At 61.0% G+C, this 20,779-nt stretch carries 19 protein-coding genes and 5 pseudogenes; 12 read left to right on the forward strand and 12 right to left on the reverse strand.

All coding sequences use genetic code 11. The annotated features are described in order from the left end of the window. Positions 1-8 precede the first annotated feature (8 nt). Positions 9-293 (forward strand): helix-turn-helix transcriptional regulator, encoded by a 285-nt coding sequence (locus tag FJ443_RS28980; RefSeq protein WP_140666660.1) that lies wholly within the window; start codon positions 9-11, stop codon positions 291-293. Here FJ443_RS28980 and FJ443_RS28985 read toward each other — a convergent pair. Continuing rightward, positions 216-403, reverse strand: a pseudogene (locus tag FJ443_RS28985) (DDE-type integrase/transposase/recombinase); the annotation flags it as partial. The gene FJ443_RS28980 and the pseudogene FJ443_RS28985 sit on opposite strands and share 78 nt — an antisense overlap. A gap of 119 nt (positions 404-522) precedes the next feature. On the opposite strand from FJ443_RS28985, the gene tnpA reads away from it, so the two are divergent. The 5 genes and pseudogenes from tnpA to FJ443_RS29000 all read left to right on the forward strand — a co-directional run bounded on the left by tnpA (position 523) and on the right by FJ443_RS29000 (position 2,739). After that, positions 523-969, forward strand: coding sequence for an IS200/IS605 family transposase (gene tnpA, locus FJ443_RS28990; RefSeq protein WP_246681258.1), 447 nt, complete (start codon positions 523-525; stop codon positions 967-969). Positions 970-1,054: 85 nt separating this feature from the next. After that, positions 1,055-1,723, forward strand: a pseudogene (locus tag FJ443_RS31875) (lactate racemase domain-containing protein). A 22-nt stretch (positions 1,724-1,745) separates the two neighbouring features. Next, a complete protein-coding gene (locus FJ443_RS31880) occupies positions 1,746-2,132 on the forward strand; it encodes a hypothetical protein (protein ID WP_246681259.1) in 387 nt (128 codons plus the stop codon). 18 nt (positions 2,133-2,150) lie between these two features. Continuing rightward, positions 2,151-2,342: a hypothetical protein gene (locus tag FJ443_RS31885; RefSeq protein ID WP_246681261.1), complete on the forward strand. Its 192-nt coding sequence runs from the start codon at positions 2,151-2,153 to the stop codon at positions 2,340-2,342. 43 nt (positions 2,343-2,385) lie between these two features. Beyond that, positions 2,386-2,739 (forward strand): hypothetical protein, encoded by a 354-nt coding sequence (locus FJ443_RS29000; RefSeq protein WP_140666662.1) that lies wholly within the window; start codon positions 2,386-2,388, stop codon positions 2,737-2,739. Between the two features lie 290 nt (positions 2,740-3,029). Here FJ443_RS29000 and FJ443_RS29005 read toward each other — a convergent pair whose 3' ends face one another. The 7 genes from FJ443_RS29005 to FJ443_RS29035 form a co-directional block, all read right to left on the reverse strand. Continuing rightward, positions 3,030-4,886: an ABC transporter ATP-binding protein gene (locus tag FJ443_RS29005; RefSeq protein ID WP_140666664.1), complete on the reverse strand. Its 1,857-nt coding sequence runs from the start codon at positions 4,884-4,886 to the stop codon at positions 3,030-3,032. A gap of 123 nt (positions 4,887-5,009) precedes the next feature. After that, positions 5,010-5,894 carry an ABC transporter permease gene (locus FJ443_RS29010; RefSeq protein ID WP_210239634.1) on the reverse strand — a complete coding sequence of 295 codons (885 nt, stop codon included), beginning with the start codon at positions 5,892-5,894 and terminating at the stop codon, positions 5,010-5,012. Beyond that, positions 5,891-6,913 carry an ABC transporter permease gene (locus FJ443_RS29015; RefSeq protein ID WP_140666666.1) on the reverse strand — a complete coding sequence of 341 codons (1,023 nt, stop codon included), beginning with the start codon at positions 6,911-6,913 and terminating at the stop codon, positions 5,891-5,893. The genes FJ443_RS29010 and FJ443_RS29015 overlap by 4 nt, the downstream gene beginning before the upstream one ends. 96 nt (positions 6,914-7,009) lie before the next feature. Then, on the reverse strand, positions 7,010-8,626 hold the full coding sequence (locus FJ443_RS29020) for an ABC transporter substrate-binding protein (RefSeq protein WP_181175161.1): 1,617 nt from the start codon (positions 8,624-8,626) through the stop codon (positions 7,010-7,012). A gap of 131 nt (positions 8,627-8,757) precedes the next feature. Next, a complete protein-coding gene (gene allB / locus FJ443_RS29025; protein WP_140666670.1) occupies positions 8,758-10,152 on the reverse strand; it encodes an allantoinase AllB in 1,395 nt (464 codons plus the stop codon). 16 nt (positions 10,153-10,168) lie between these two features. After that, the gene (locus FJ443_RS29030) at positions 10,169-11,479 is read right to left on the reverse strand and encodes a Zn-dependent hydrolase (RefSeq protein WP_210239635.1); all 1,311 of its coding nucleotides are present in this window, start codon (positions 11,477-11,479) and stop codon (positions 10,169-10,171) included. Further along, on the reverse strand, positions 11,476-12,129 hold the full coding sequence (locus tag FJ443_RS29035; RefSeq protein WP_140666672.1) for an aspartate/glutamate racemase family protein: 654 nt from the start codon (positions 12,127-12,129) through the stop codon (positions 11,476-11,478). The genes FJ443_RS29030 and FJ443_RS29035 overlap by 4 nt, the downstream gene beginning before the upstream one ends. A 154-nt stretch (positions 12,130-12,283) precedes the next feature. On the opposite strand from FJ443_RS29035, the gene FJ443_RS29040 reads away from it, so the two are divergent. Beyond that, complete coding sequence (locus tag FJ443_RS29040; protein ID WP_140666674.1) at positions 12,284-13,186, forward strand: LysR family transcriptional regulator; 903 nt, start codon at positions 12,284-12,286, stop codon at positions 13,184-13,186. 335 nt (positions 13,187-13,521) lie between these two features. Here the strand turns inward: FJ443_RS29040 and FJ443_RS29045 are convergent. Continuing rightward, a pseudogene (locus tag FJ443_RS29045) lies at positions 13,522-13,785 on the reverse strand (DDE-type integrase/transposase/recombinase); the annotation flags it as partial. Between FJ443_RS29045 and FJ443_RS29050 the strand changes: the two are divergent. The 3 genes and pseudogenes from FJ443_RS29050 to FJ443_RS29060 all read left to right on the forward strand — a co-directional run. Then, a pseudogene (locus FJ443_RS29050) lies at positions 13,781-13,948 on the forward strand (DDE-type integrase/transposase/recombinase); the annotation flags it as partial. The pseudogenes FJ443_RS29045 and FJ443_RS29050 sit on opposite strands and share 5 nt — an antisense overlap. A 238-nt stretch (positions 13,949-14,186) precedes the next feature. Continuing rightward, positions 14,187-15,161 carry a GlxA family transcriptional regulator gene (locus FJ443_RS29055; protein WP_140666687.1) on the forward strand — a complete coding sequence of 325 codons (975 nt, stop codon included), beginning with the start codon at positions 14,187-14,189 and terminating at the stop codon, positions 15,159-15,161. Positions 15,162-15,343: 182 nt separating this feature from the next. Next, a complete protein-coding gene (locus tag FJ443_RS29060) occupies positions 15,344-15,985 on the forward strand; it encodes an HD domain-containing protein (RefSeq protein WP_140666688.1) in 642 nt (213 codons plus the stop codon). A gap of 770 nt (positions 15,986-16,755) precedes the next feature. On the opposite strand, the gene FJ443_RS29065 is transcribed toward FJ443_RS29060, so the two are convergent. The 3 genes from FJ443_RS29065 to FJ443_RS29075 all read right to left on the reverse strand — a co-directional run bounded on the left by FJ443_RS29065 (position 16,756) and on the right by FJ443_RS29075 (position 20,114). Then, positions 16,756-17,142 carry a hypothetical protein gene (locus FJ443_RS29065; protein ID WP_140666690.1) on the reverse strand — a complete coding sequence of 129 codons (387 nt, stop codon included), beginning with the start codon at positions 17,140-17,142 and terminating at the stop codon, positions 16,756-16,758. Positions 17,143-17,151: 9 nt separating this feature from the next. Continuing rightward, on the reverse strand, positions 17,152-18,498 hold the full coding sequence (locus tag FJ443_RS29070; protein WP_140666692.1) for an IS5 family transposase: 1,347 nt from the start codon (positions 18,496-18,498) through the stop codon (positions 17,152-17,154). A gap of 239 nt (positions 18,499-18,737) precedes the next feature. Next, positions 18,738-20,114 (reverse strand): PLP-dependent aminotransferase family protein, encoded by a 1,377-nt coding sequence (locus tag FJ443_RS29075; RefSeq protein WP_140666694.1) that lies wholly within the window; start codon positions 20,112-20,114, stop codon positions 18,738-18,740. 125 nt (positions 20,115-20,239) lie between these two features. On the opposite strand from FJ443_RS29075, the gene FJ443_RS29080 reads away from it, so the two are divergent. Then, entirely contained in the window at positions 20,240-20,626 is a 387-nt protein-coding gene (locus FJ443_RS29080) for a DUF983 domain-containing protein (protein WP_246681263.1), read from the forward strand. 65 nt (positions 20,627-20,691) lie between these two features. Continuing rightward, a pseudogene (locus tag FJ443_RS29085) lies at positions 20,692-20,779 on the forward strand (transposase); the annotation flags it as partial.

A 20,779-nucleotide genomic window follows, 5' to 3' on the forward strand; every position in this document is an offset into this window, starting at 1 on the left:
AGTTATGCATGTCGACCAATCATGCTCTTCCCCAGAATATAGTTGCCGCTGTCGCAGCGGGAGCAAACCCGGTGCGAGCGATGCGAGAATCTCTGGGCTACAGTCTTGAAGACCTCGCGGTGACCTGCGGTTTGGCGATTGATGAAATCGCGGAGATCGAGGCCGGTGGGAATACCGACCCATCCAGGCTGCGCCGCATTGCGCATGCGCTTGGGCTACCGGACGGAGCGATTGGCCTGGGGCGGAACGAAGAGGTTGCGGACGGCGGAGAAGATCGACACGAAATGCTGTAGTGAGCCAATCGATTGGAAGCCCTGTAGTGTTCGCTCCCGTTTCGAAACGGCAGGTGAGAATTCTCCGCCCGGTTGTTCAACCCTTTATGCGAGCGGTGCTCGTCGGCCGGCGTGTTCCAAGTGCTAACACGAAACAGTCGAAATAATGAACATTTAGAGTCCTCGAGGGGATCTGTAAACCCACGACGTAGGCGGCCGGATCTGGGCGCATCCGGTGTAAATTGTCTGGATGGAAGCTTACAAGCGTGGCGGCCACACGGTTTGGGATTGCAAGTATCACCTAGTGTGGGTGACGAAGTACCATCATGCGGTGCTAGGCGGCGACGTAGGCAACCGGTGCCGAGAACTGTTGCGCGAGACGGCCCGGGCGCATGAAATGGCTGTGCACGCCGGATCGATCAATCGCGACCATGTGCATATGCTTGTGTCGATCCCGCCGAACCTGTCGGTATCGCGCGCGGTGCAACATTTGAAAGGACGCAGTTCGCACAAGTTGCTGAGCGAGTTCGGGATATCAAGCAGGCGTTACTGGGGCCAACACCTGTGGGCGCGCGGTTATTGGGTGGTGAGCAGCGGGGAACGTGACCGATGGCATGCAGGCCGAATACATCAAGAACCAGATGCCGCCAGAGCCCGACGACTTCAACGTGACGTGATTTCACGCCAAGTCCGCTGAACGGCGGACCGATCCGGGTTTGAGCCGTAACCTGAAGCCACCGCCTTTAGGCGGTGGAGAATTCACCGGATGGGAGCTGGCACGTATGGCAAACGAATTGATTTTGATTTCCTACGGCCCGGGACACCTGCCGCTGGAACTGCCAAAGCAGGCTGTGGCGACAGTGATCCGCAAGCAACAGCTGGCGAAGCTTCGCGACCCTATCATGGCAATCGCCGATGCATTGTTCGCTCCGGTCGCATCGAAGCCGCTTGCCGAGCTGGCAATAGGCCGGCGCAGCACTTCCATCCTTATCTGCGATATTACGCCCAGTACCGAACCGGCTGTTTTTGCGGCCGATGATCGAGACGATGACGGCGGCGGGGATTCCCCTGGAGGCAATCTCGGTGCTTGTGGCAACTGGTCTGCATCTTCCGAACCTCGGTGACGAGCTTGCCGAACTGGTCGGCGATCCCTGGGTGCTGGAGAATGTGCGCGTCGAGACCACTATACCCGCGATGAAGCGGCGCATGTCGATCTCGGTTTTACGAGCACGCGTCATACGCCCGTCAAGCTCGCCCGTCTGTTCGCCGACGCGGATCTCAGGATTGCCACCGGCCTGGTAGAGCCGCACTTCATGGCCGGCTGGTCGAGCGGGCGCAAGGTAATCTCGCCGGCGTTGCCCACCACGCGACGATCCGCATCTTCCATTCTGCCCGCTCATGGAAGATCCGCTCGCCGTCCAGTGCAATCTCTTCGGCAATCCTTTGCATGAGGAGCAGCTGGAAATCGTTCGCATGCTCGGCGAAGTTTATGCGCTGAACACGGTGCTTGACGAAGATCGCGATCTCGTGTGCGTCACCTTCGGCGAGATCATCGCCAGCCATCAGGCCGCCGTCGACTTCGTCAGCGCGGCAACGCAGGGGCCGCTCGGCCGCAAGTTCTCGACCGTCGTCACCTCCTCGGCCGGCTATCCACTCGACAAGACGTACTACCAGACGATCAAAGGCATGGTGACGCCGCTCGATATTCTGGAGCCCGGCGGCACGCCTGTCATTGTGTCGGAGTGCTCGGAGGACTTCGGCTCGCGTGAATTTCGCGATGCGCAGGCGCGGCTTGTCGAACTTGGTCCGGAGAAATTCCTGGCAACCCTGGCGGCCAAGTCGCTGGCGGAGATCGACTAGTGGCAAACGGAGATGCAGTTGAAGCCGATGCGCCTTGGCACTGTTGCACTTTTCACCACCGGCCTTGCAGGCGACGACCGTCGCCTAACCGGGGTGACGATGATCGACGATGTTGCCGCAGCCATCGAGCGCAGTATCCCGTCCAGCCGCGATCCCGCCGTCGCCGTCATCCCGGAAGGCCCCTATGTCGTTCTGCGTTATGCCACGTGAGCCACAGCACTGGACTGTTTCGACGCGTGAAGGGGAGTAACCCATGCTGGAAATTCATCTCGAGCCGCTGGGTGGGATGGCCCGCGACATGTTCGTCGCCGCGCTGCTGGACCTCAGGCCGGATCTTGAGCCGGAGCTGAAGCAGGCGCTTGCAGTTTGCCCGCTGATCGAGGATGTCACATTCGAGGCTGCGGGCCACAATGACCGTATCCTGCGGGCCGGAGCTTCAGCGTTCGCCGCGACGGCCGGCATGCCGAAGAGCATGTCCATCATCACGATCACGAACACCACGGCGACGATCACCATCATACGCACCACGAGCCGTATCACGGTCAAGTCCACTGGAGCCCGATCCGCGCAGCCCTCATCGCCTCGAAGCTGGATGCGGAAACTGTGAAACATGCGATTAGTATCTTCACAGCGCTGGCGGAAGCGCGGAAGCAAGGGTTCACGGTGCGGCTGCGGGGCCACCGGTCGGGTTGGCTGTCGAATGACCGACAGATAGCGATCCATGTTGCAACAAGATTCGAACGCCGCGCCGCCAGTAAAATAGAAATGTCGCATCACGATGCTGTCGGCGGCGAGGAGAGGACTTGGTCGGGCGTCAGATAGCCGGCGTTGCGCAGCCCGACCGGTGGCGGTCGGTAGAACTCCTCTCGGCTTTAGCCGCGATCTCATCTGGCGCGACTAATCAAACAGAGGATTTTTGCCGAGTAGCTTTGTTCCTAGATCCCAATCAGGATCCCATTGTTGGACATGATGCTTCGGGCCTATCTGTTTATAATGGCGCGGAGGGGCCTCATAATCGATGGGACGGATAGGGCTTTTCAACTCTGCGTCGGCGAGCCGGACCCGCGATATGCGCTGGCTGGGATCGGCTACGGGCACCGCCGACAACAACCTCTTCGTATAGGGATGCTGAGGATTGCCGAAGATGCTCGTGCGATCGCCGATCTCGACAATTTCGCCAAGATGCATCACCGCCACACGATGACTGATGCGTTCCACCACCGCCATGTCATGAGAGATGAACAGGAAGGCCAATTTCATCTTCTCTTGAAGGTCGAGCATCAGGTTCACGACCTGGGCTTTGATCGACACGTCGAGGGCTGAGACCGCCTCATCCGCCACGATGAGCTCGGGATTGGTCGACAAAGCACGTGCAATGCAGATCCGCTGTCGCTGGCCACCCGAAAACTCATGCGGGAACCGGTCGCGCATGTCCGGGCTCAGCCCGACATTTTCGAGCAATTCGGAGACCTGCTTTCGCGCTGTCTGGTGATTTTCCTTGCGATGCACGATCATCGGCTCCGCAATGCTGTCGCCGATGCGCATGCGCGGGTTGAGGCTGGCATAGGGATCCTGGAAGATCATCTGCATGCGGCGGCGCAGAACATGCCTGGACGCAACGCTTTCCTCAAGAACATTGAGCCCATCCACCTCGATCGAGCCGCCGCTGGGCTTCGACAGGCCTATAATGCAGCGGCCGGTGGTGGATTTTCCGCACCCGGATTCGCCGACCAGGGCCAGCGTCTCGCCCGGCCGGATGCTGAAGGAAATATCCTCGATGGCATGCACGCGCCCGGTCAGTCGGTGCAGCAGGCCTTTGCGGATATCGAACCGTTTGCTCAGGTTCTTCACCTGGAGAATGGTCTTGTTCTCGATGACCGTATCAGGTCGCTCGACCGGCTCGGCAAACAGACCGGTCTGCGCATCCACGGTCGGGAACCGTGTCGGCGAACGGTTCTCATTCATCGATCCGACGTTCGGCACCGCTGCAATGAGGGCGCGCGTATAGGTATGTTCGGGCTGGCCGAATATCGCGGCGGTTGGCCCGTGTTCCACCATGTTGCCCCGTAGCATGACGATCGTCCTGTCGGCGATTTCCGCCACCACGCCCATATCGTGCGTGATAAAGAGGATGCTCAGATCATCCTCCTGCTGCAGGTCGCGCAGCAGATCGAGAATCTGGGCTTGCACGGTGACGTCGAGCGCGGTGGTCGGCTCGTCGGCGATCAACAGCTTGGGCCTGCATGCCAGCGCCATGGCGATCATCACACGCTGCCGCATGCCGCCCGACAAAAGGTGCGGGTAGTCGTAGTATCGTGAACGCGCCGACGGGATGCGGACGCGGTCGAGCAACCTTATGGATTCCCGCTCCGCCTCGCGGCCATTCATGGCGCGATGGCACATCAACGCTTCCGCAATCTGCATGCCGGCCGGCATGGTCGGATTGAGACTCGTCATAGGCTCCTGAAAGATCATGGCGATCTCGTTGCCTCTGACATCGCACATCCGGCTTTCCGGGAGATCGAGCAGGGAGCGTCCATTGAGCCGGATATCGCCCTCGACCCGGCTGTTGCCGGGTAAGAGCCGCATGACGGACAAGGCGGTGACGCTCTTTCCCGAGCCGGACTCGCCCACAATGGCAAGCGTGCTCATGGGCGCGATCTCGAACGATAGTCCGTGCAGGATAGGCGTCCAATCGCCGGCGGAGCCGAAGGAGACGCGCAAATTTTCAACCGACAGGACTGGCAAGGTCACGAACAGAACCTCCACGGGTTTGGGGGCGTGGCCCTGCCGGTCCTTTCAAGGCAGGAGCCGTTGCGGGTCGGCAAAGCAGGTGAGTTCAGCGTAGAGGGCCGGTCGAGGAGAAGCGTTATCATTCTAGCGCCGCGACCTTGGCGACAGCACTTCCTGCAGCCCGTCGCCCAGAAGATTGAACGCCATCACCGATACGAAGATCGCCATGCCTGGAAAGGTGACCATCCACCATTGGTCGAGGAAATAGTCGCGCCCGACCGAGACCATCGATCCCCATTCCGGCGTCGGCGGCTGTGCGCCAAGGCCGATGAAGGACAGGCCGGCAAGGGTGAGGACGGCGTAGCCAATGTCGAGGCTGATCTGGACAATCAGCGGGGTAAGGCAGTTGCGCAGAATGTGGTGGAAGGCGATGCGCCACCGGGATGCGCCGGCCACGATCGAGGCTTCCACGAAGGCTTCCTGTTTCAGCTGCAGCGTCTGTCCGCGCACCAGCCGCGCATACCAGGGCCACCAGACCAGCACCGTGGCGATCATGGCGTTGAACAGGCTTGGTCCAAGTGCTGCCGCCATGCCCATGGCCAGCACCAAGGCTGGAAAGGCGAGGAACATGTCGGTCAGCCGCATCAGGGCTTCGTCGACCCATCCGCCGAAGAGCCCGGCCGCAAGCCCGATGACAGTTCCAAGCGCGGATGCGATCACCAGGATGCCGAGCGCCGCCAGCAATGAATAGCGGGTTCCGAAAACGATGCGCGAGAAGATGTCCCGGCCGCTGTCGTCGGTGCCGAACCAGTTGACCGCGCTTGGCGGCAAAAGCCTGTTTTGCGGCGCCATGACGATGGGGTCGAACGGCGCGATCAACGGCGCGAGAACGGCGATGAGGACGACGATCAGCACCAGGGCCGCGCCGATGGCGCTCAGCGGGTTGGACAGCAGGCGCCGGACAAGGCCCCGCGGCTTGCGGCGCTGCGCCGAGACATCAGGTGTCTTGTGCGACACGGTATCGGTCAACGCTGGGTCGCTCCGCTCAGACTGATGCGCGGATCAAGGATCACATAGGCGATATCGACCAACAGATTGATGAAAACATAAATGACGGACACAATGAGGGTTACGCCCATGATCGCGGGATAGTCGAGGTTCTTGATCGCGTTGACCGCATAGAGCCCGATGCCCGGCCAGTTAAACACGACCTCGGCCAGCACATTGCCGGCCAGCAGGGCGCCGATCTGCAGCCCAAGCACCGTGGTGGTGGGAACAAGCGCGTTGCGGAACACATGCCGCCTCAGCACCCGGCCGCCCGACAGGCCCTTGGCGCGCGCGGTGCGGACGTAGTCGGCATCAAGGACTTCGATGACGGATGCGCGCATCATGCGCGAGATCACCGCGATGCTGCCGACGGCCAGCGTCGAGGCCGGCAGGATGAGATGCACCAGCACCGATTTGAAGGCATCAAAGTCGCCGTCGAGCAGTGTGTCGATGAGGTAGAAGCCGGTGACCTGGTTGGGTTCGATGTCGGCTATCCCCAACCTGCCGCCGATCGGCAGCAACTGAAGCTGCTTGTAGAAGAAGATCTGCAGGATGATGCCGAGCCAGAAGATCGGCATGGACACGCCGCCCACGGTGAGGAAGCGCAGAATATGGTCCAGCGGCTTGCCGCGCCGGACGCCGGCGATCAGGCCGACGGGCAGTCCGATAAAGACGACGAGCAGGACTGCCGCCAGCGTCAACTCGATGCTTGCGGGCAGGAACTGGCGCAAATCGTCAAGCACTGGCCGGCGGTAGGTCAGCGACATGCCGAGATCGCCATGCAGGAGGCCGGTCATATAGATCCAGAACTGGGCCAGCACCGGCTTGTCGAGCCCATAGCGCTCTGCCAGCGCGCGGACCTGTTCCTCGGTTGCATGCTGGCCCGCCATCAGGCGCGCCGGATTGCCGGGCACGATATGGGTCAGCGCGAAAGTCATCGCGCCGATGCCCACAAGTACAACCACCATCAGAATCAGGCGTTTGACGATAAATCCGATCATTCGAAACGTTGGTCCGGTCCGCCGCCTCCATAAGATATGCAGAAGATAGCCGCCGAGGCGCCGGCGGCCATCCGTATCGTCTTGCCTGACCCGAGCTTAGGCACTATGCAAGGCATAGAAATCCAGCGTCTCGGTTCTCATGCCGTTGAACACGAAGCCCTTCAGCTTGTCGCTCATCGGCAGGCGATAGTTCTTTTCGTAGATGAACAGCGCCGGCGAGTCCGCGACCAGCAGTTTCTGCGCCTTGGCATAGAGCTCGAAGCGCTTCTTCTCGTCGGGCTCGATAGTGCCGGCATCCAGCAGCTTGTCGACCTCCGGATTGGAGTAGTAGCCCCAGTTGTATCCGGCATTGCCCTGCGCCGCGGTATGGAACAGGGACCACATATAGTCGTAAGGCGTGGCCAGCGTCGGCCACCAGACGACGCCGTAGCAATGCTCGGCTGTATCGGGGTTGGACAGCAGCCCGGCCCAGGCCGCGGGCGACAGTTCCTGGATCTCGACCTCGATGCCGAGATCCTTCATGTTCGACTGGAACAACTCGCCAAGCGGCCGCTTCCAGAAATACCCGGTTTCATAGGTGTATTTCAGCTTGAAGCCGCCGCCGGGATGGCCGGCTTCCGCTAGCAGCGCCTTGGCCTTCTCGATGTCGTAAGTATAGACCGGCGTGTCGGGGGCGAAGCCGACAAACGTGCTCGGGATCGGGCCATGCGCTTGCTTGGCCTTGCCGCGCAGGATGTCCTTGATGAAGGCGTCGTAGTTGAAACCATAGGCGATCGCCCGGCGAACCTTGGGGTCGGCGGTCGGCCCTTTCTTGCAGTTCAAGGCCAGGTAATAGAGGTTGTAGGATGGCACGTCGGTGATGACGAGCCCGGGCTTGCCTTCCAGCGATTCCACGACGTCGTCGGGCAGGAACAGCGCGACATCCACTTCGCCCTGTTCGAGCACAAGCCGCTCAGTGCTGGCTTCATGAACATATTTCACGATGATCCGCTGGAAATGGTCGCCGTCCCAGCCGCGCCAGTAGTCGGCATTGCGCTCCAGCACGGCTTGCTGCGACTGCGTATAGGAATGCATCTTGTAGGGGCCGGTGCCCACCATATTGTCGCGCAGCCAGGCTTGAGCGCTGTCATTGTCCTTTTCGTTGTCGCGGATCGCCTTCGGGGAAATCATCTTGACCGTGTCAAGGGCGGCGAAGGCTGAGAGGAAGCCGTCGGATGGCGCGCTCAGCTGAAGCACGACGGTGAATTCGTCCGGCGTCTCGATCGAGATGATGGGGCCGAGAGCAAAGGCGATGCCCTGCTTGATCTTGATCTGCCGTTCGATGTTGAACTTCACCGCCGCGGCGTTGAAGGCCTCGCCATCCGTGAACTTCACGCCCTGCCTGATCTTGAGAGTATACGTCTTCTTGTCCTCGGAGACCGTGTAGCTTTCGGCGAGCAGGGGAGCGAATTCAAGCGTGTCGGCCTTGTAGTCGAACAGGGATTCGTAGACCCCGCGCCACAAAAGGGGCGACTGTCCGTCGAACGAGACGCCCGGGTCGAGCGTCACGGCGTCGGCGCCGGACGCGACGACCAGCGTATCCTTGCCGGCCGCCAGAACCCGGCCACCGCCCAGGAAAGGCAAACTCAAGCCGCCGGCGCCCATCGCCAGGAAGGCCCGCCGCGACCAGCCGTTGGAGACGGCATGGGCAGGTGCCGTTCTTGTCTCGCTCATAGCATTATTCCCCTTCATTGGTGCGGCGGGTTTTCCTGCCGATTGTCTATGCCACTACAAATGCGATGCTCAAGCTCATCGTTTGAGCATGGTCTTTTCCGAAAACCGGTTGCCACTTTTCGGGATCATGCTCAGGCTGCGTCGCTGCCTGGAATGCCGAACATGGCGTTGCCCGTCCGGCCGGGAATGAACTGGCCGAAGCCGGGCTCCACGACGATGCGGCCCATGGGCGCTGCGTCCTCATAGACGACCGTGCCGCGAACCCAGGTGCGCTTGATGCGTCCGCTCACCTTCACGCCTTCGAACGGCGTCCATTTCTGCTTGTAGAATGTCAGCTTGGGATCGACCACCCATTCCTCGGACGGATCGAACAGGAACATGTCGGCATCGCCGCCGATCGTGATCGCACCCTTCTTCGGGTAGACGTTGAAGAGTTGCGCCGGCGCCGTCGCAAACAGCCTTGCCAGCCGGGTGAGGGGGATTTCGCGCTTGATGCCCTCGCCGATCATTAGCGGAATAGCGCTCTGGATGTTGTTCATGCCGGCCGGTGTCGCCCAGACAGAGCCGTTGCCGCGCAGCTTCTCCTCGATCGTATAGGGCGCGTGGTCGGTGCCGACGCAGTCGATCTGGCCGTTGCGCATAGCCTCCCAGAGCTTGTCGTCATTGCCGGGCGCGCGCAGCGGCGGATTGCACTGGGCGAACGGACCGACCCGCTCGAAATCGTCGGCGTCGAGAAACAGGAAATGCTGGGCAGTCTCGACGCTGATCGGGTGGCCCTGCTGGCGGGCTTCCGCCACGATGCGCGCGCCTTCCGGCGTCGAGGAGTGGACGACATGGAGATGCACGCCGGCAAGCTTGGCCAGCGTCACGGCGCGCTGAACGGCTTCCCATTCCGAATAATCGGGGCGGCTTTCCGTATAGGCGCGCGGACCGTCACGGCCGGCTTCCTTGAGCTGGGCCGTCAGGAAGGTGATGATGTCATTGTTCTCGCAGTGCACGGCGATGCGGCTGTTGGCGGCGCGGATCGCGCGCATGCCGGCAAGCAGCTCCCCGTCCTTCACCATCGGGATCTCCGGCGAATAAGACATGAACGCCTTGAACGCAATCGGCTCAAGCGCCATCAACTCGCCCACACTCTTGCAGTTGTCAGGCGTAAGCGCGAGATAGAGGCCGAAATCGGCGACCGACTTTCTGGAGGCCTCACCCTTCTTGAGCAGGAAGGAAGGCTCGTCGGCGGTCAGCGGATTGGTGAGCGGCATTTCGAACACGGTGGTTATGCCGCCGGCGACCGCCGCCATTGATCCGGTTTGAAAATCCTCGCCGGCCGTAAGGCCCGGATCGTTGAAATGGACATGCGGGTCGACGCCGCCTGGAAAGACGATCCTTCCATCGGCATTGACGGACTCACGCGCCGGAAGCTCTTCGGAGCTGAGCGCGGCGAACTTGCCGTCCTTGATGTAGAGATTGCCGTAGTCGACGCGGCTTTCGCCGACGATATGCGCACGCTTTATAGCCAGATCGAACATGGTCGTACCCTTGAAATCAGGAAGAAGCGGTTTCGGAAACAAGCTTGGTGACAAAGCGCGAGAGTGCCCGCGCGGCGGTCGCGCAATCGTCGAGTGACGAGAATTCGCGCGGATTGTGGCTTATGCCATCCTGGCTGCGCACGAAGAACATGGCGATTGGCAGGCAGGCGCCCAGAAGCATGGCGTCGTGGCCGGCGCCGCTCGGCAGTTCGAAAGGCGCTAGGTTGATCTCACGCATCGCTGCACCCTGCTGTGCGTGCAACCGGTCGTCCGCGGGCGTGGGGGCGAGAGACAGCGTCTTCGTCCAGGACAGTTCCACATTGCTCGCGCCGGCAATTTCGCCTGCCACTTCGATGATCCGCTCGACCAGCCTGTCCAGCGGCTCCGCCACGATATCGCGGATGTCGATGCTGAAACGGACTTCGCCGGGAATGACATTGGCCCCGTTGGGGAAGACATTAAGCTGGCCGACTGTGGCCACCGCCGTATCGCTGAACCGGCAGGGCAGGTCGCTGACCGCCGACACGATGCGGCTTGCCGCAACAAGAGCGTCACGGCGGTAGGGCATAGGCGTCGCCCCGGCGTGGCCTGCCAGTCCCTTGACCGTTACTTCCAGCGCGACCAGCCCGCAAATGCCGCTGACTATGCCGACAGGAAGCCCCTGTCTTTCCAGCACCAGCCCCTGTTCGATATGGACTTCGACAAAGGCGGAGATCTCAGCGGCGTCGCGCCGTGCTTCGGGGAAGCGGGCAAGCGTCAGGCCGGCTTCCTCAACGACGGTGGTAAAGGAGCACCCCTCATGGTCGCGCAGCGATCCGAAACTGCCTTCGGGAAGCGCGCCCATCATCGCGGTGCTGCCGACGAAGCCGACATTGAAGCGGCTGCCTTCCTCCTCGGAGAAAATGACGATTTCATAGGGGCGCTCGGGCTCATAGCCCGTGGCCTTCCACATCTCCACCACCTCAAGGGCAAGCAGGACGCCCAGCACGCCGTCGAAATGCCCGCCATTCGGCACCGTGTCGATATGCGATCCGCAAAGGACGACGGGCAGGCCATCGTTCTTGCCGGAAAGACGGCCGAAGCAATTGCCCGCGGTATCGGAACGGACGGCGAGCCCAAGCGAACGCATCCACTCGCACACCAGATCCTTCGCCTGCTTTTCTTCCTTCGAATAGCCGAGCCGGCAGGAACCGCCATCCGCGGTGAGGCCGATCTCGGCAATGGCCGAAAGTCGGCTTGCCAACCGCTCGCCGGAGAAGCCGTCGAGATCGAGCATGCTGTCGTAATTGGCACGCAGCCGCTCGCTGAACGTTTGCATAGCGCTCATCCGGTCGCCAATGAGACGATGCCGATCGCCATGGCTACGGCGCTGACGCTCGGGTCGACCACAGGGATTTTGAAGGTTTCCCGCAGAAGCGATTTGTAAGGTGCCATGCCGGCACAACCGAGTACGAGCACATCGGCGCCGAGAGCCTTGAGCCGCGTTGCCGCAGTGAGCACGCGCGCTTTCGCGGTAGCGCTGGTCGGTATGTCCGCCACTGGTACGTCCACGGGTTCGAACCCGACGCAGCGCTCCAACAGGCCATAAGACCGCACCAGCCTCAATTCGGCATTACGGGATTCCGAAGACGTCGATACTACGCCGAAACGCTCGCCCAGGTTGAGCGCAGTCGATAGCCCGGATTCGCAGATGCCGAGTACTGGTTTGGCCGTCACCTCGCGGGCTGAATAGAGGCCGGTATCGGCGAAGCAGCCGATGACGAAGGCGTCGGTGTGCCGCGCTTCTGCCACGACCAGCCTGCAAAGCGGTTCGATTACACTGTCTATGTCTCTTTGCGTTTCAATGCCCGGCGGCGTGCCTTCAAGCGTCACACAATCGATCTGGTAAGCGCGGCCGGCGCGGAGCGGCTCGACGTTGCGATCCATCAAATCGGTAAAAATGCGGTTGCTGTTTGGATTTATCAACAGAACACGCACCGACAGTTTCCTTAACCGATCATGGAAATCTATGGCGATAAGGCGCTACGCCAAATCTGGGCGAGCCATCGATCTTAGCCCATGCAAATTTATGGTCTCGACAAGGGAAACAGCGCAAGCGAAAGTTTCGCATCCTTGAACCTGAGAAAAACTAATGCTGAGAAACCATCGCCATCTGCCGCCGCTGAATTCGCTGCGCGCGTTCGAGGCGACGGCCAGGCAAGGCTCGATCACGCGGGCAGCCGAAGAGCTGGGTGTTACCCAGAGCGCCGTAAGCCACCAAATAAAAGCACTCGAAGCTTACACCGGTGTGACGTTGCTCGATCGGCGCGGTAACAGTTTTACGCTGACGCCTGCCGGCTTGCGCACGATGAGTTCGCTGCGGGAGGGCTTTGACCTGATCGCCGATGCGGTGGCAAATCTCGATACGCCCGAAATCCGCGGCGAAGTCGTGGTCAGCTGCCCGCCTGCCATGACGGCCCTCTGGCTGGTCAAGAACATCGGCCCGTTCCTTTTGAAACATCCCGGAATCCGGCTAGGCTTGCGCTCATCGACCTCGTGGAAGGCGGTCATTGGCTCGGATGTGGATCTGTGCATCCGCTATGGCACCGGCATATGGGAAAACCGGCGCACGACCTTGTTAAGCGAGGTCGACCTGTTTCCGGTCTGCAGTCCGTCGGTTGCGGCGGGATTGCATTCGCCGGCCGATCTTAGGAACGTGCCGCTGCTCTACGCCATTGACGACAATGAATGGGATTCGTGGCTCTCTTCCATCAACATGAACGAATTGCCGCGAATGCGGCACTACATGGGCAACGATTTCGCGATGATAGAAACGGCCGTCAATGGATTTGGAGTGGCTATGGGCGACAGCGTGACCTGTCGTCATTATCTGGAGTCCGGCACATTGGTCGCGCCTTTCCCGGAACGGAAGAAATCAAATTTCTCGTTCTATTTGATTGAGAGATCTAATTCGGAAAAGAAACTTGCAGTATTATGTACGCGTGATTGGATTGTCGCTAACTTTATCACTAAAATTAACGGTTTACCCGACTAAAACTGACTTTTCTGGTTTCAATTCCATGATGTGAATTGTTAAAGGTCGCTTTCAGTCGTAGTTTTCATCTCAATTTGAATCCGCCTCGTTCGGCTGATCGACGCCGAACGGGACTTCGTTGACAGCTTTGGGTATGAGCCATCAATAGAGCCAGGGTGTCGGTGCGGGCGTGCACGCGCCCCGCCGGCGGGTCACTGCCATCTTCGCACATAGCTTCGGGTGCGACCAAAACATCAGCGGTTCGTGGCGCCGCAGTTCGAGGACCAGTTCCGCGGGCGATGTCACCTTAACTTACGTTCGGGCGCGCTGAATGCGTTGGCCATCGCGGATGGATTTCAGACCACAGTTCCAGACACAGCTTCCCATTCCGCGATCGCTTGAAGGCGATGCAGGTGAATTTGGAATGCGGATGGTTGTGAATGGGGTGGGACGAAGAGATTTCGGATGGCGGAGAAGATCGAGACGAAGCGTTGCAGGCTTCCGGGCGATCGGAACCGCTGCATCGTTCGCTCCCGCTTTCGCAACGGCACATGTGAATTCTCTGCTCGGTTATTCAGGCCTTTATGCGATCGATGTTCGACATTCGGCATGACCTGGCGCGCCGTAGATCAAGACAGTTATGTGCTTGACGAGATCGTCCAGGCTCGCCGCAACACCAAGGCTGCCAAGCAATTTCTGATCCGGCTTCTGAATAAGCAGGGCATCGCGCCGAAGCGGATGATTACCGACAAGTTGCGCTCCTATGGTGCCGCGCGTCGCCAGACAAGGCGCCGGGAGCACAATAGCGGCGCGACAAACTCGCCTGTCGCCGCGACGACTTTTTTGGCCAGTATGGGTCACTCAGGGGCGGCCGGAGAGCAAAATCGGCCAATGAAATCCATATTCTGGTCAGTCCCGGATGCACGAATATTCGGTCGGTTGCTTCCCGGACCGAGCTAGGCCTTTTTCAGTGTCCCAACTACCTGCATAGTACGGCATCCGACTGGAGAGGCCGTAAAAGGTGCCGATACAACTTGTCGCGATCGTCGTCTATGAGGGTGTCCAGGCCCTGGATGCGGCAGGGCCAATGGACGTGTTCAGCGAGGCAAACACGTTTCTCGACAGTGCCGACCGTTATGAGACCGTATTGGTTGCCGGTCACCGCAATCCACTACGCGCGTCGAACCGGATGCAGCTCGTAGCTGACCTGACCTTCGAAGAAGCGGCAGGAGGCTTCGACATCATTCTGGTGGCCGGCACGCCGACGCCGCCGGAAATGGAGCCCGAACCGTACCTGATCAAGTGGGTCAAGGAGTTGCCGTGGCGCTCGAGCGTTTATGGATCAATCTGCACCGGGGCTTTTGTCCTTGGCTATGCCGGCCTCCTGGATGGTCGACGCGTTACAACCCATTGGCAGGATGCGCAGGTTCTGGCGGCCAGGTTCCCCAAGGCAAGAGTCGAACCGGACTTAATCTATGTGCGCGATGGGCGGCTGATCACCGCGGCCGGTGTGACTGCGGGGATAGATCTGGGCTTGGCGCTGGTCGGGCAGCGGCACGGCGCGGAAACGGCGCTAAAGATCGCCAAGCGGCTGGTCGTGGTGGCGCAGCGCCAGGGCGGGCAGTCGCAGTTCAGTCCCTATCTCATCGCACCCGCCGATCCGGAATCGTCGATCGCACGCATCCAGGATCATGTGATGGGCAATATCGGGGATCGCCACACGCTGGAGTCGCTTGCCGGCGTCGTCGGCATGAGCCCACGAAATCTGGCCCGGCATTTCGTGCAGGCGACTGGGATCACACCGCATGAGTTCATCGAGCGCGCTCGCGTCGATGCGGCGCGCAGCATGCTGGAAGGAAGCGACGGGCAACTGAAAGCCGTCGCCTTCGATTGCGGCTTCGGGTCCGCGGACCGGATGAGGATTGTCTTCACCACCCGTATCGGCGTGACTCCCATCCAATATCGCGCCAGCTTTCGGCAGGCGGAATCGGAATAGATCGCGAACCGGCTGAGGTGAAGCTGCTGTTCGTGGAGACGCGAAGGCTCAGGCGGGCATTGTCAGCAAACGACGTGCGGTTGTCCTGATCCGCACGATCACCTTCGTTGCCCGAAGCAGGGCCTTGTAGCGTAATGCCGACAAGCCCCGCCGGCCGGCTGCCCAACGAAGGAGATTGTTCCATGTCTGAGATCATCGCCGAAATTCGCGTGCCTGACAGCGCTATCGCGCGGGCCGCCACACAGCTCGTGCGCGATACCGAAGACGACCTGCTCTTTGACCACAGTCGCCGCGTCTTCCTCTGGGGCGCGCTAACGGGCGAGCGCCGCGGCTTGAAGTTTGATCCGGAGCTGCTTTACCTCGGCGCCATGTTCCACGACATGGGCGTCACCGAGAAATATGCGAGCCCTGACCTCCGCTTCGAAGTCGACGGCGCCAATGCCGCGCGGGACTTCATGAAGAGCTACGGCGTGCCGGAGCGCGATATCGAGGACGTCTGGACTGCCATCGCGCTCCATACAACGCCCGGCATCCCCGAGCATATGCGACCCACAATAGGGCTGGTGACAGCCGGCGTGGAAATGGACGTGCTCGGCATCGCCTATCACGACTTCACGCATGAGCAGCGCGACGATGTGTGCGTCCATCATCCGCGCGAGACGAACTTCAAGGAGAACATCATAGATCACTTCGCCAACGGCATTATCAAGAAGCCATTGACGACGTTCGGGAATGTGAAGGCTGACGTCCTGGCGCTGAAGGACATGAACTATGTCCGCCAGAACTTCTGCTCGATCATCCTTGGGTCAGCTTGGCCGAGCTGACCCTGGTTGCCGCCCGTCGAGGAACTTGAACGTTTCTTATGATTCTTGTCTCAGTTTGGGCGCAAACCGTGGCGGCAAAGCGACAGGTAGCAAGTGCCAATCGGTGCGATCACGTCTGTTCAGCCAAGCTTCCCAGGAGCCATTTCGACAAACCACAGGCAGCGCGATTCTTTTCGTCCCATGCGCCGAGCCCAGTGATCGACAGAGCATGACCGCTCGATCTTTAGGACTCAGGCCCCATCGCGATCGATTTGGCCGGTTGGGCGACGTCGTCGGGCGGAAGCAGACTTTCCTTGTCACAATCTTGATCATCGGGTTGCCCCCCGACGGTCGGTTTTCGTGCCTGAACCTGATCGCCTTGCTCAGGTCTCGCCCGAGAACCATGACGCTTTAGGGTCGAGAACATGCCACGATCCTTGATAATAAGATCCTTCCCGCCGAATGTCTTCACCGCCCGGGTTGCACTAGCTCGGCAAATTGTGCCTTTGCGTAGAGACCCGCTTAGATCGGACGACAACAGCATGATGCTAACCATCGGCATCGTCCCTCGTTGCTTCCAATGACTGTCATCATCATTCATCATTCTTGGTGCGCAAACCTCCAAGCCAGCAGACAAAATCCCGCTGCCCAAAATGAAGCAGCTGTCGCATCGCGATGGAGGTGTTCGAGAAAGCGTTCTGGCCCAACGCGTTGCAGCGGGCTGGTGAGCGGCAAGCCATATCGGTGGGCGATTTCGGGCGAAACGACGACGCCGAACTGCCGGGCGAACCTCAAAAGCATGCCGGCGTAGGCGGCCCTGGCACGCCGATCCGGAAGGGTACATCGATGGCTTCGCGCCGCAGCTGCTCGATCCGTCGAACGATCGCGTCGGCATCGAGACCAAACTGGATCGTGATCTCGACGGAGCAGCCAGCGTCCCTTAGAATGCAAGTTTCTGTCTGAGCGCTCGCCAGAGCGCGTTGGGATCGATTTTGGATGGCCAACCGGATAGCCGCCTTCACTGCTACTATCTGTTCGGCGTTCTTTCCGGTAACTTCCAGCGCATAGGAACTATTGCGAGAGGCTGTCATCGATTGAGACAGCAGGCCGGGTTCGTGCATCGCCGTCTCCCGGGCTTCGCTGAAAAATCGATCGACTAATTTGTCGACCGTGAACAATGAGATTGGTCAGGCTTCGATCTCGTTTGGCAGACTTTGGAGGGCTGCGATGAGAAGCCACAAAAGCTGCCTGAACCATCTGAGCAGGAGGGAGAAGTTGTAGCCGGCGGCGGCCAGGATGGCGTTGACGGCGTCGCCCTGCTGGCCGGCGAGGTAGTTTCGGCCCATTCTGTGTTCGCCCTTGATGTGGCCGATGACGGGCTCGACCGCCGAGCGCCGTCGCATCTGGCGCTTGATGGCCGAGGTGACGCGGCGCTTCTGGCCGGCGGTGAAGACCCTGAACTTGTGGCTGTGGGGTGCGTTGTGGCCGCGATAGCCGGCGTCGGCGAGGATGCGGCCGATCTCGTTGCCGATGGTCTTTTCCATGTCGGGGATGACGCTTGCCAGCGTGTGGCCGTCATAGGGATTGCCGGGCAGTGCTTTTGCATGCAAGGCGAACTGGCCACCCTTGGAGCGCTTCAGCGTGGTGGCCACCGACACCTTCCCCCCGAACTCGTAGGGCATGTGCGCCTTGCCCTTGCCGATGCATTCCACCTCGTGCGCGTGCAGGCTGTAGATCTTGCGGCCGCGCTGGCGCTGACGTTGCTCGAGAACGGTGGCGGCCTGGTAGAGCGGCCATTTGAACAGCGCGTCCAGCCCCGCATCGCCGGCAATCTGGCGACCGATGTCGCGAATGGTCCGGCCGAGATAGGTCTTGAGCTTGCGCAGCGCCTTGTTGGCCCGCTTGAACTGCTTGGCGTGGGCATAGCGCTGGTGCTTGATCAGCGCCAGCTTGCCGACCCGCACATAGCTCTGGCGCAAATTGAGCCCCTTCCTCTTGGCCAGCCGCACCAGCTGCTCGCGCGCCCGGTGGATGAGCTTGGCGTCGGTCGGGAACATCACGTTCTTCGGCTGCACGGTGGTGTCGACGATGACCTGGCGCGTGTCGGCCGGCTTCATCGCCCCGGTCTTGACCGCAAGGCTGAGGCTTTCCTGCAACAGCGCCATGATCCGCTCTTCGCCCATGCGGCTGCGCCAGCGCGTCATCGACGAGCGGTCGAATGGCAGCGTATGGCAAAAGAACGTCTCGCCGGTGAGATACTGGAAGTAGGGGTTCTCCACCCAACGCTCGCACAGCACCTCGTCTGACAGGTTGAAGGTGTGCTTGAGGATCGCCAGCCCCGCCATCAGCCGGGTCGGCAGTGGCGGCATGCCAGGGCCGTCCGAATAGACGGCGCCAAAACGCTCCTCCAGCATCGGCCAGTCGATCGCCTGCGCCAGCCGCACCAGCTCGTGCTTCATGTTGATAATCTGATCGAGCCTGGAGCGGAACAGGTCCTGCTCTCCCGTCTCGCGCTTCTCGCGTGGCCTGGACACTCGCCGTCCCCTCGATTCGCCGCCGCCGAACCGAGTGAATCACGCTCCGCGGCACAAGGGAATCGTAAAACCGAATTGCAGGAAAACAGCCCCCACAAACCGCTAAACCTGCAATTCCAAAGCCGCTATCCGCCTCAATCAACAGGCCAGATCAACGGCTTCCGGATAGTTCACGGTCGACTAATTTGAACGCAGTTTTCGCCTCAATGCAGACCCCACACGTACGCCAGTCGGTTGCGTCAGACTGGAGCGGACGAGTGTCCCGAGCCACCCGCAAGGATCGAGACGAGGCTGCGCAGCCCCTGCGCAAGCCTTTCCCGGCTGGACACCGCGCCGAGTGCCAGGCGCACGCCATTGGCGATGCCGGGCACAACGGAAAACTCCTCGGCCGGACTGAGGGCCAATCCTCGGCGTCGTGCGAGACCGGCGAGGTCCAGGGAGCTCAGCCGCCCTTCAAGTGCATACCAGAGATGCAGGCTCGATCCCGACGCGGCGAAGCCTCCCGGCAGGATTTTTCGCGCCACCTCTTGCCTTGCCTGCGCTTCGGCGCGCACCGCGGCGGTGATCTCACCGGCGAAGCCACTTCTTATCCATTCGCAGGCGAGGCCCGTCATCAGCGGCGGGGCCATCATCGTCGTTCCACGGATTGCCGCGGCAATCCGCTCGACGGCCTCGGCGCCCGGCCCGACGAGGAACGCGGTGCGCAGGAACGGTGAGACGCATTTCGCCATCGTCGCCACATGGATGGTCCGCTCGGGCGCCAGGCTGAGGAAGCTCGGCGGAGAGGCGGGAAGCAGCGGACGGTAGGGGTCGTCCTCGACGATGATCAGGCCGAGCCTGCCCGCCACCCGCGCCAGGTCGCGACGTCGTCCCTCCGGCACGATGAGCGTCGAGGGATTGTGCAGCGTCGGGTTGAGATAGAGGACACGGGCGCTGTGCCGCCGCACCGCCTCCTCGAGATAGTCCGGCCGCATGCCTTGATCGTCACCTTCCACCACGGCAAGGTCGCGCTTCGTCGTCTTGGCGAGCGCGATCAGGCCCGGATAGGTCAGCGCATCCGTGAGTACGGTATCGCCCTCGCGGGTTTGCGACAGAACAACGGCGGCCAGCAGCGCCTGCGCGCCCGAACCGACAACCACCCGATCGACCGGCAGCCTGTCGCCAGCTGTGGCGAGCCATGCAGAACCAGCGGCACGCTCCGCCGGCGAGCCGGCCCCGGGGTGGTAGGATAGAAGGGCCTCTGCACTGGAACGACGCAGCAATCCGTCTATGCCGCTACGAATCGACGCCGGCAGGCTGAGGCCGGCAGGCGCCGGCGGGATGTTCATGCTCAGGTCCAGGATCGGCTCCTCGGCCTCCCCCGGTGTGACGAAGGTGCCCCGCCCCGCGGCTGCGTCGATGAGATTGCGGCGGCGGGCTTCGCTGAACGCCCTTGTGACTGTGGTCAGGTCGACGCCCAGCAACCGAGCCAGCTCACGTTGGGGCGGCAATCTGTCACCCGGCTGCAGGCGGCCGCTCGAGCGGGCGTCGGCAAGCGCGTCGACGATCCTGAGATAGATGTGTCCGGAGCCCTCCATCGAAGCCGGGAGCCATCCGAGATCGCCGTCGCCAGTCATCCCGCCCCGCCTTCAATTCGAAGCCATACATTTTGTCGCATTGTATGCATACGACAATGATACTAGTATGTATCCGTGGCCTCAAGGCAGAATCTGTGCCGACCGAGGTGTCTGGAGTGACAATCATGCACGATGACGCGCACTATCCTCCGCTCGAGCCTTGGCAGGTCGGAATTCGTGGCCGTTGCCCCCGTTGCCGAGAAGGCCGGCTGTTCGACGGGTTTCTGAAGCTCGCGCCAAAATGCGAAGTTTGCGGGCTTGACTACTCTTTCGCCGATCCGGCGGACGGCCCCGCCTTTTTCGTGATCTGCTTCGCCTGCGTCCCTTCCGTGCTCTTCGCCGTCTGGGCGCAAGTGACCTACGAGCCGTCCATCTGGTTCCATGCCTTTGTTTCGATCCCCATAGTCTTTGCCACCTGCATTCCGCCGTTAAGGCCGCTCAAGGGCTGGCTCGTGGCAAGTCAGTTCTACCACAAGGCGGAAGAGGGCAAGCTGGTTAAGCCGGGCGAATAGGGTCCATCTCCTGAAAGGTCAGGACGCGCCGGCGGTCAGGACTATGTTATCCACGGCGAGGCTGGCTCCTGTTCCTGCCGCCATACTCGCCCGACCTCAACCCGATCGAGATGGCCTACTCAAAACTCAAGGCGCACCTGCGAAAGAAGGCGG

It is taken from the genome of Mesorhizobium sp. B2-6-1, from assembly GCF_006440475.1.
Lineage (GTDB): Bacteria > Pseudomonadota > Alphaproteobacteria > Rhizobiales > Rhizobiaceae > Mesorhizobium.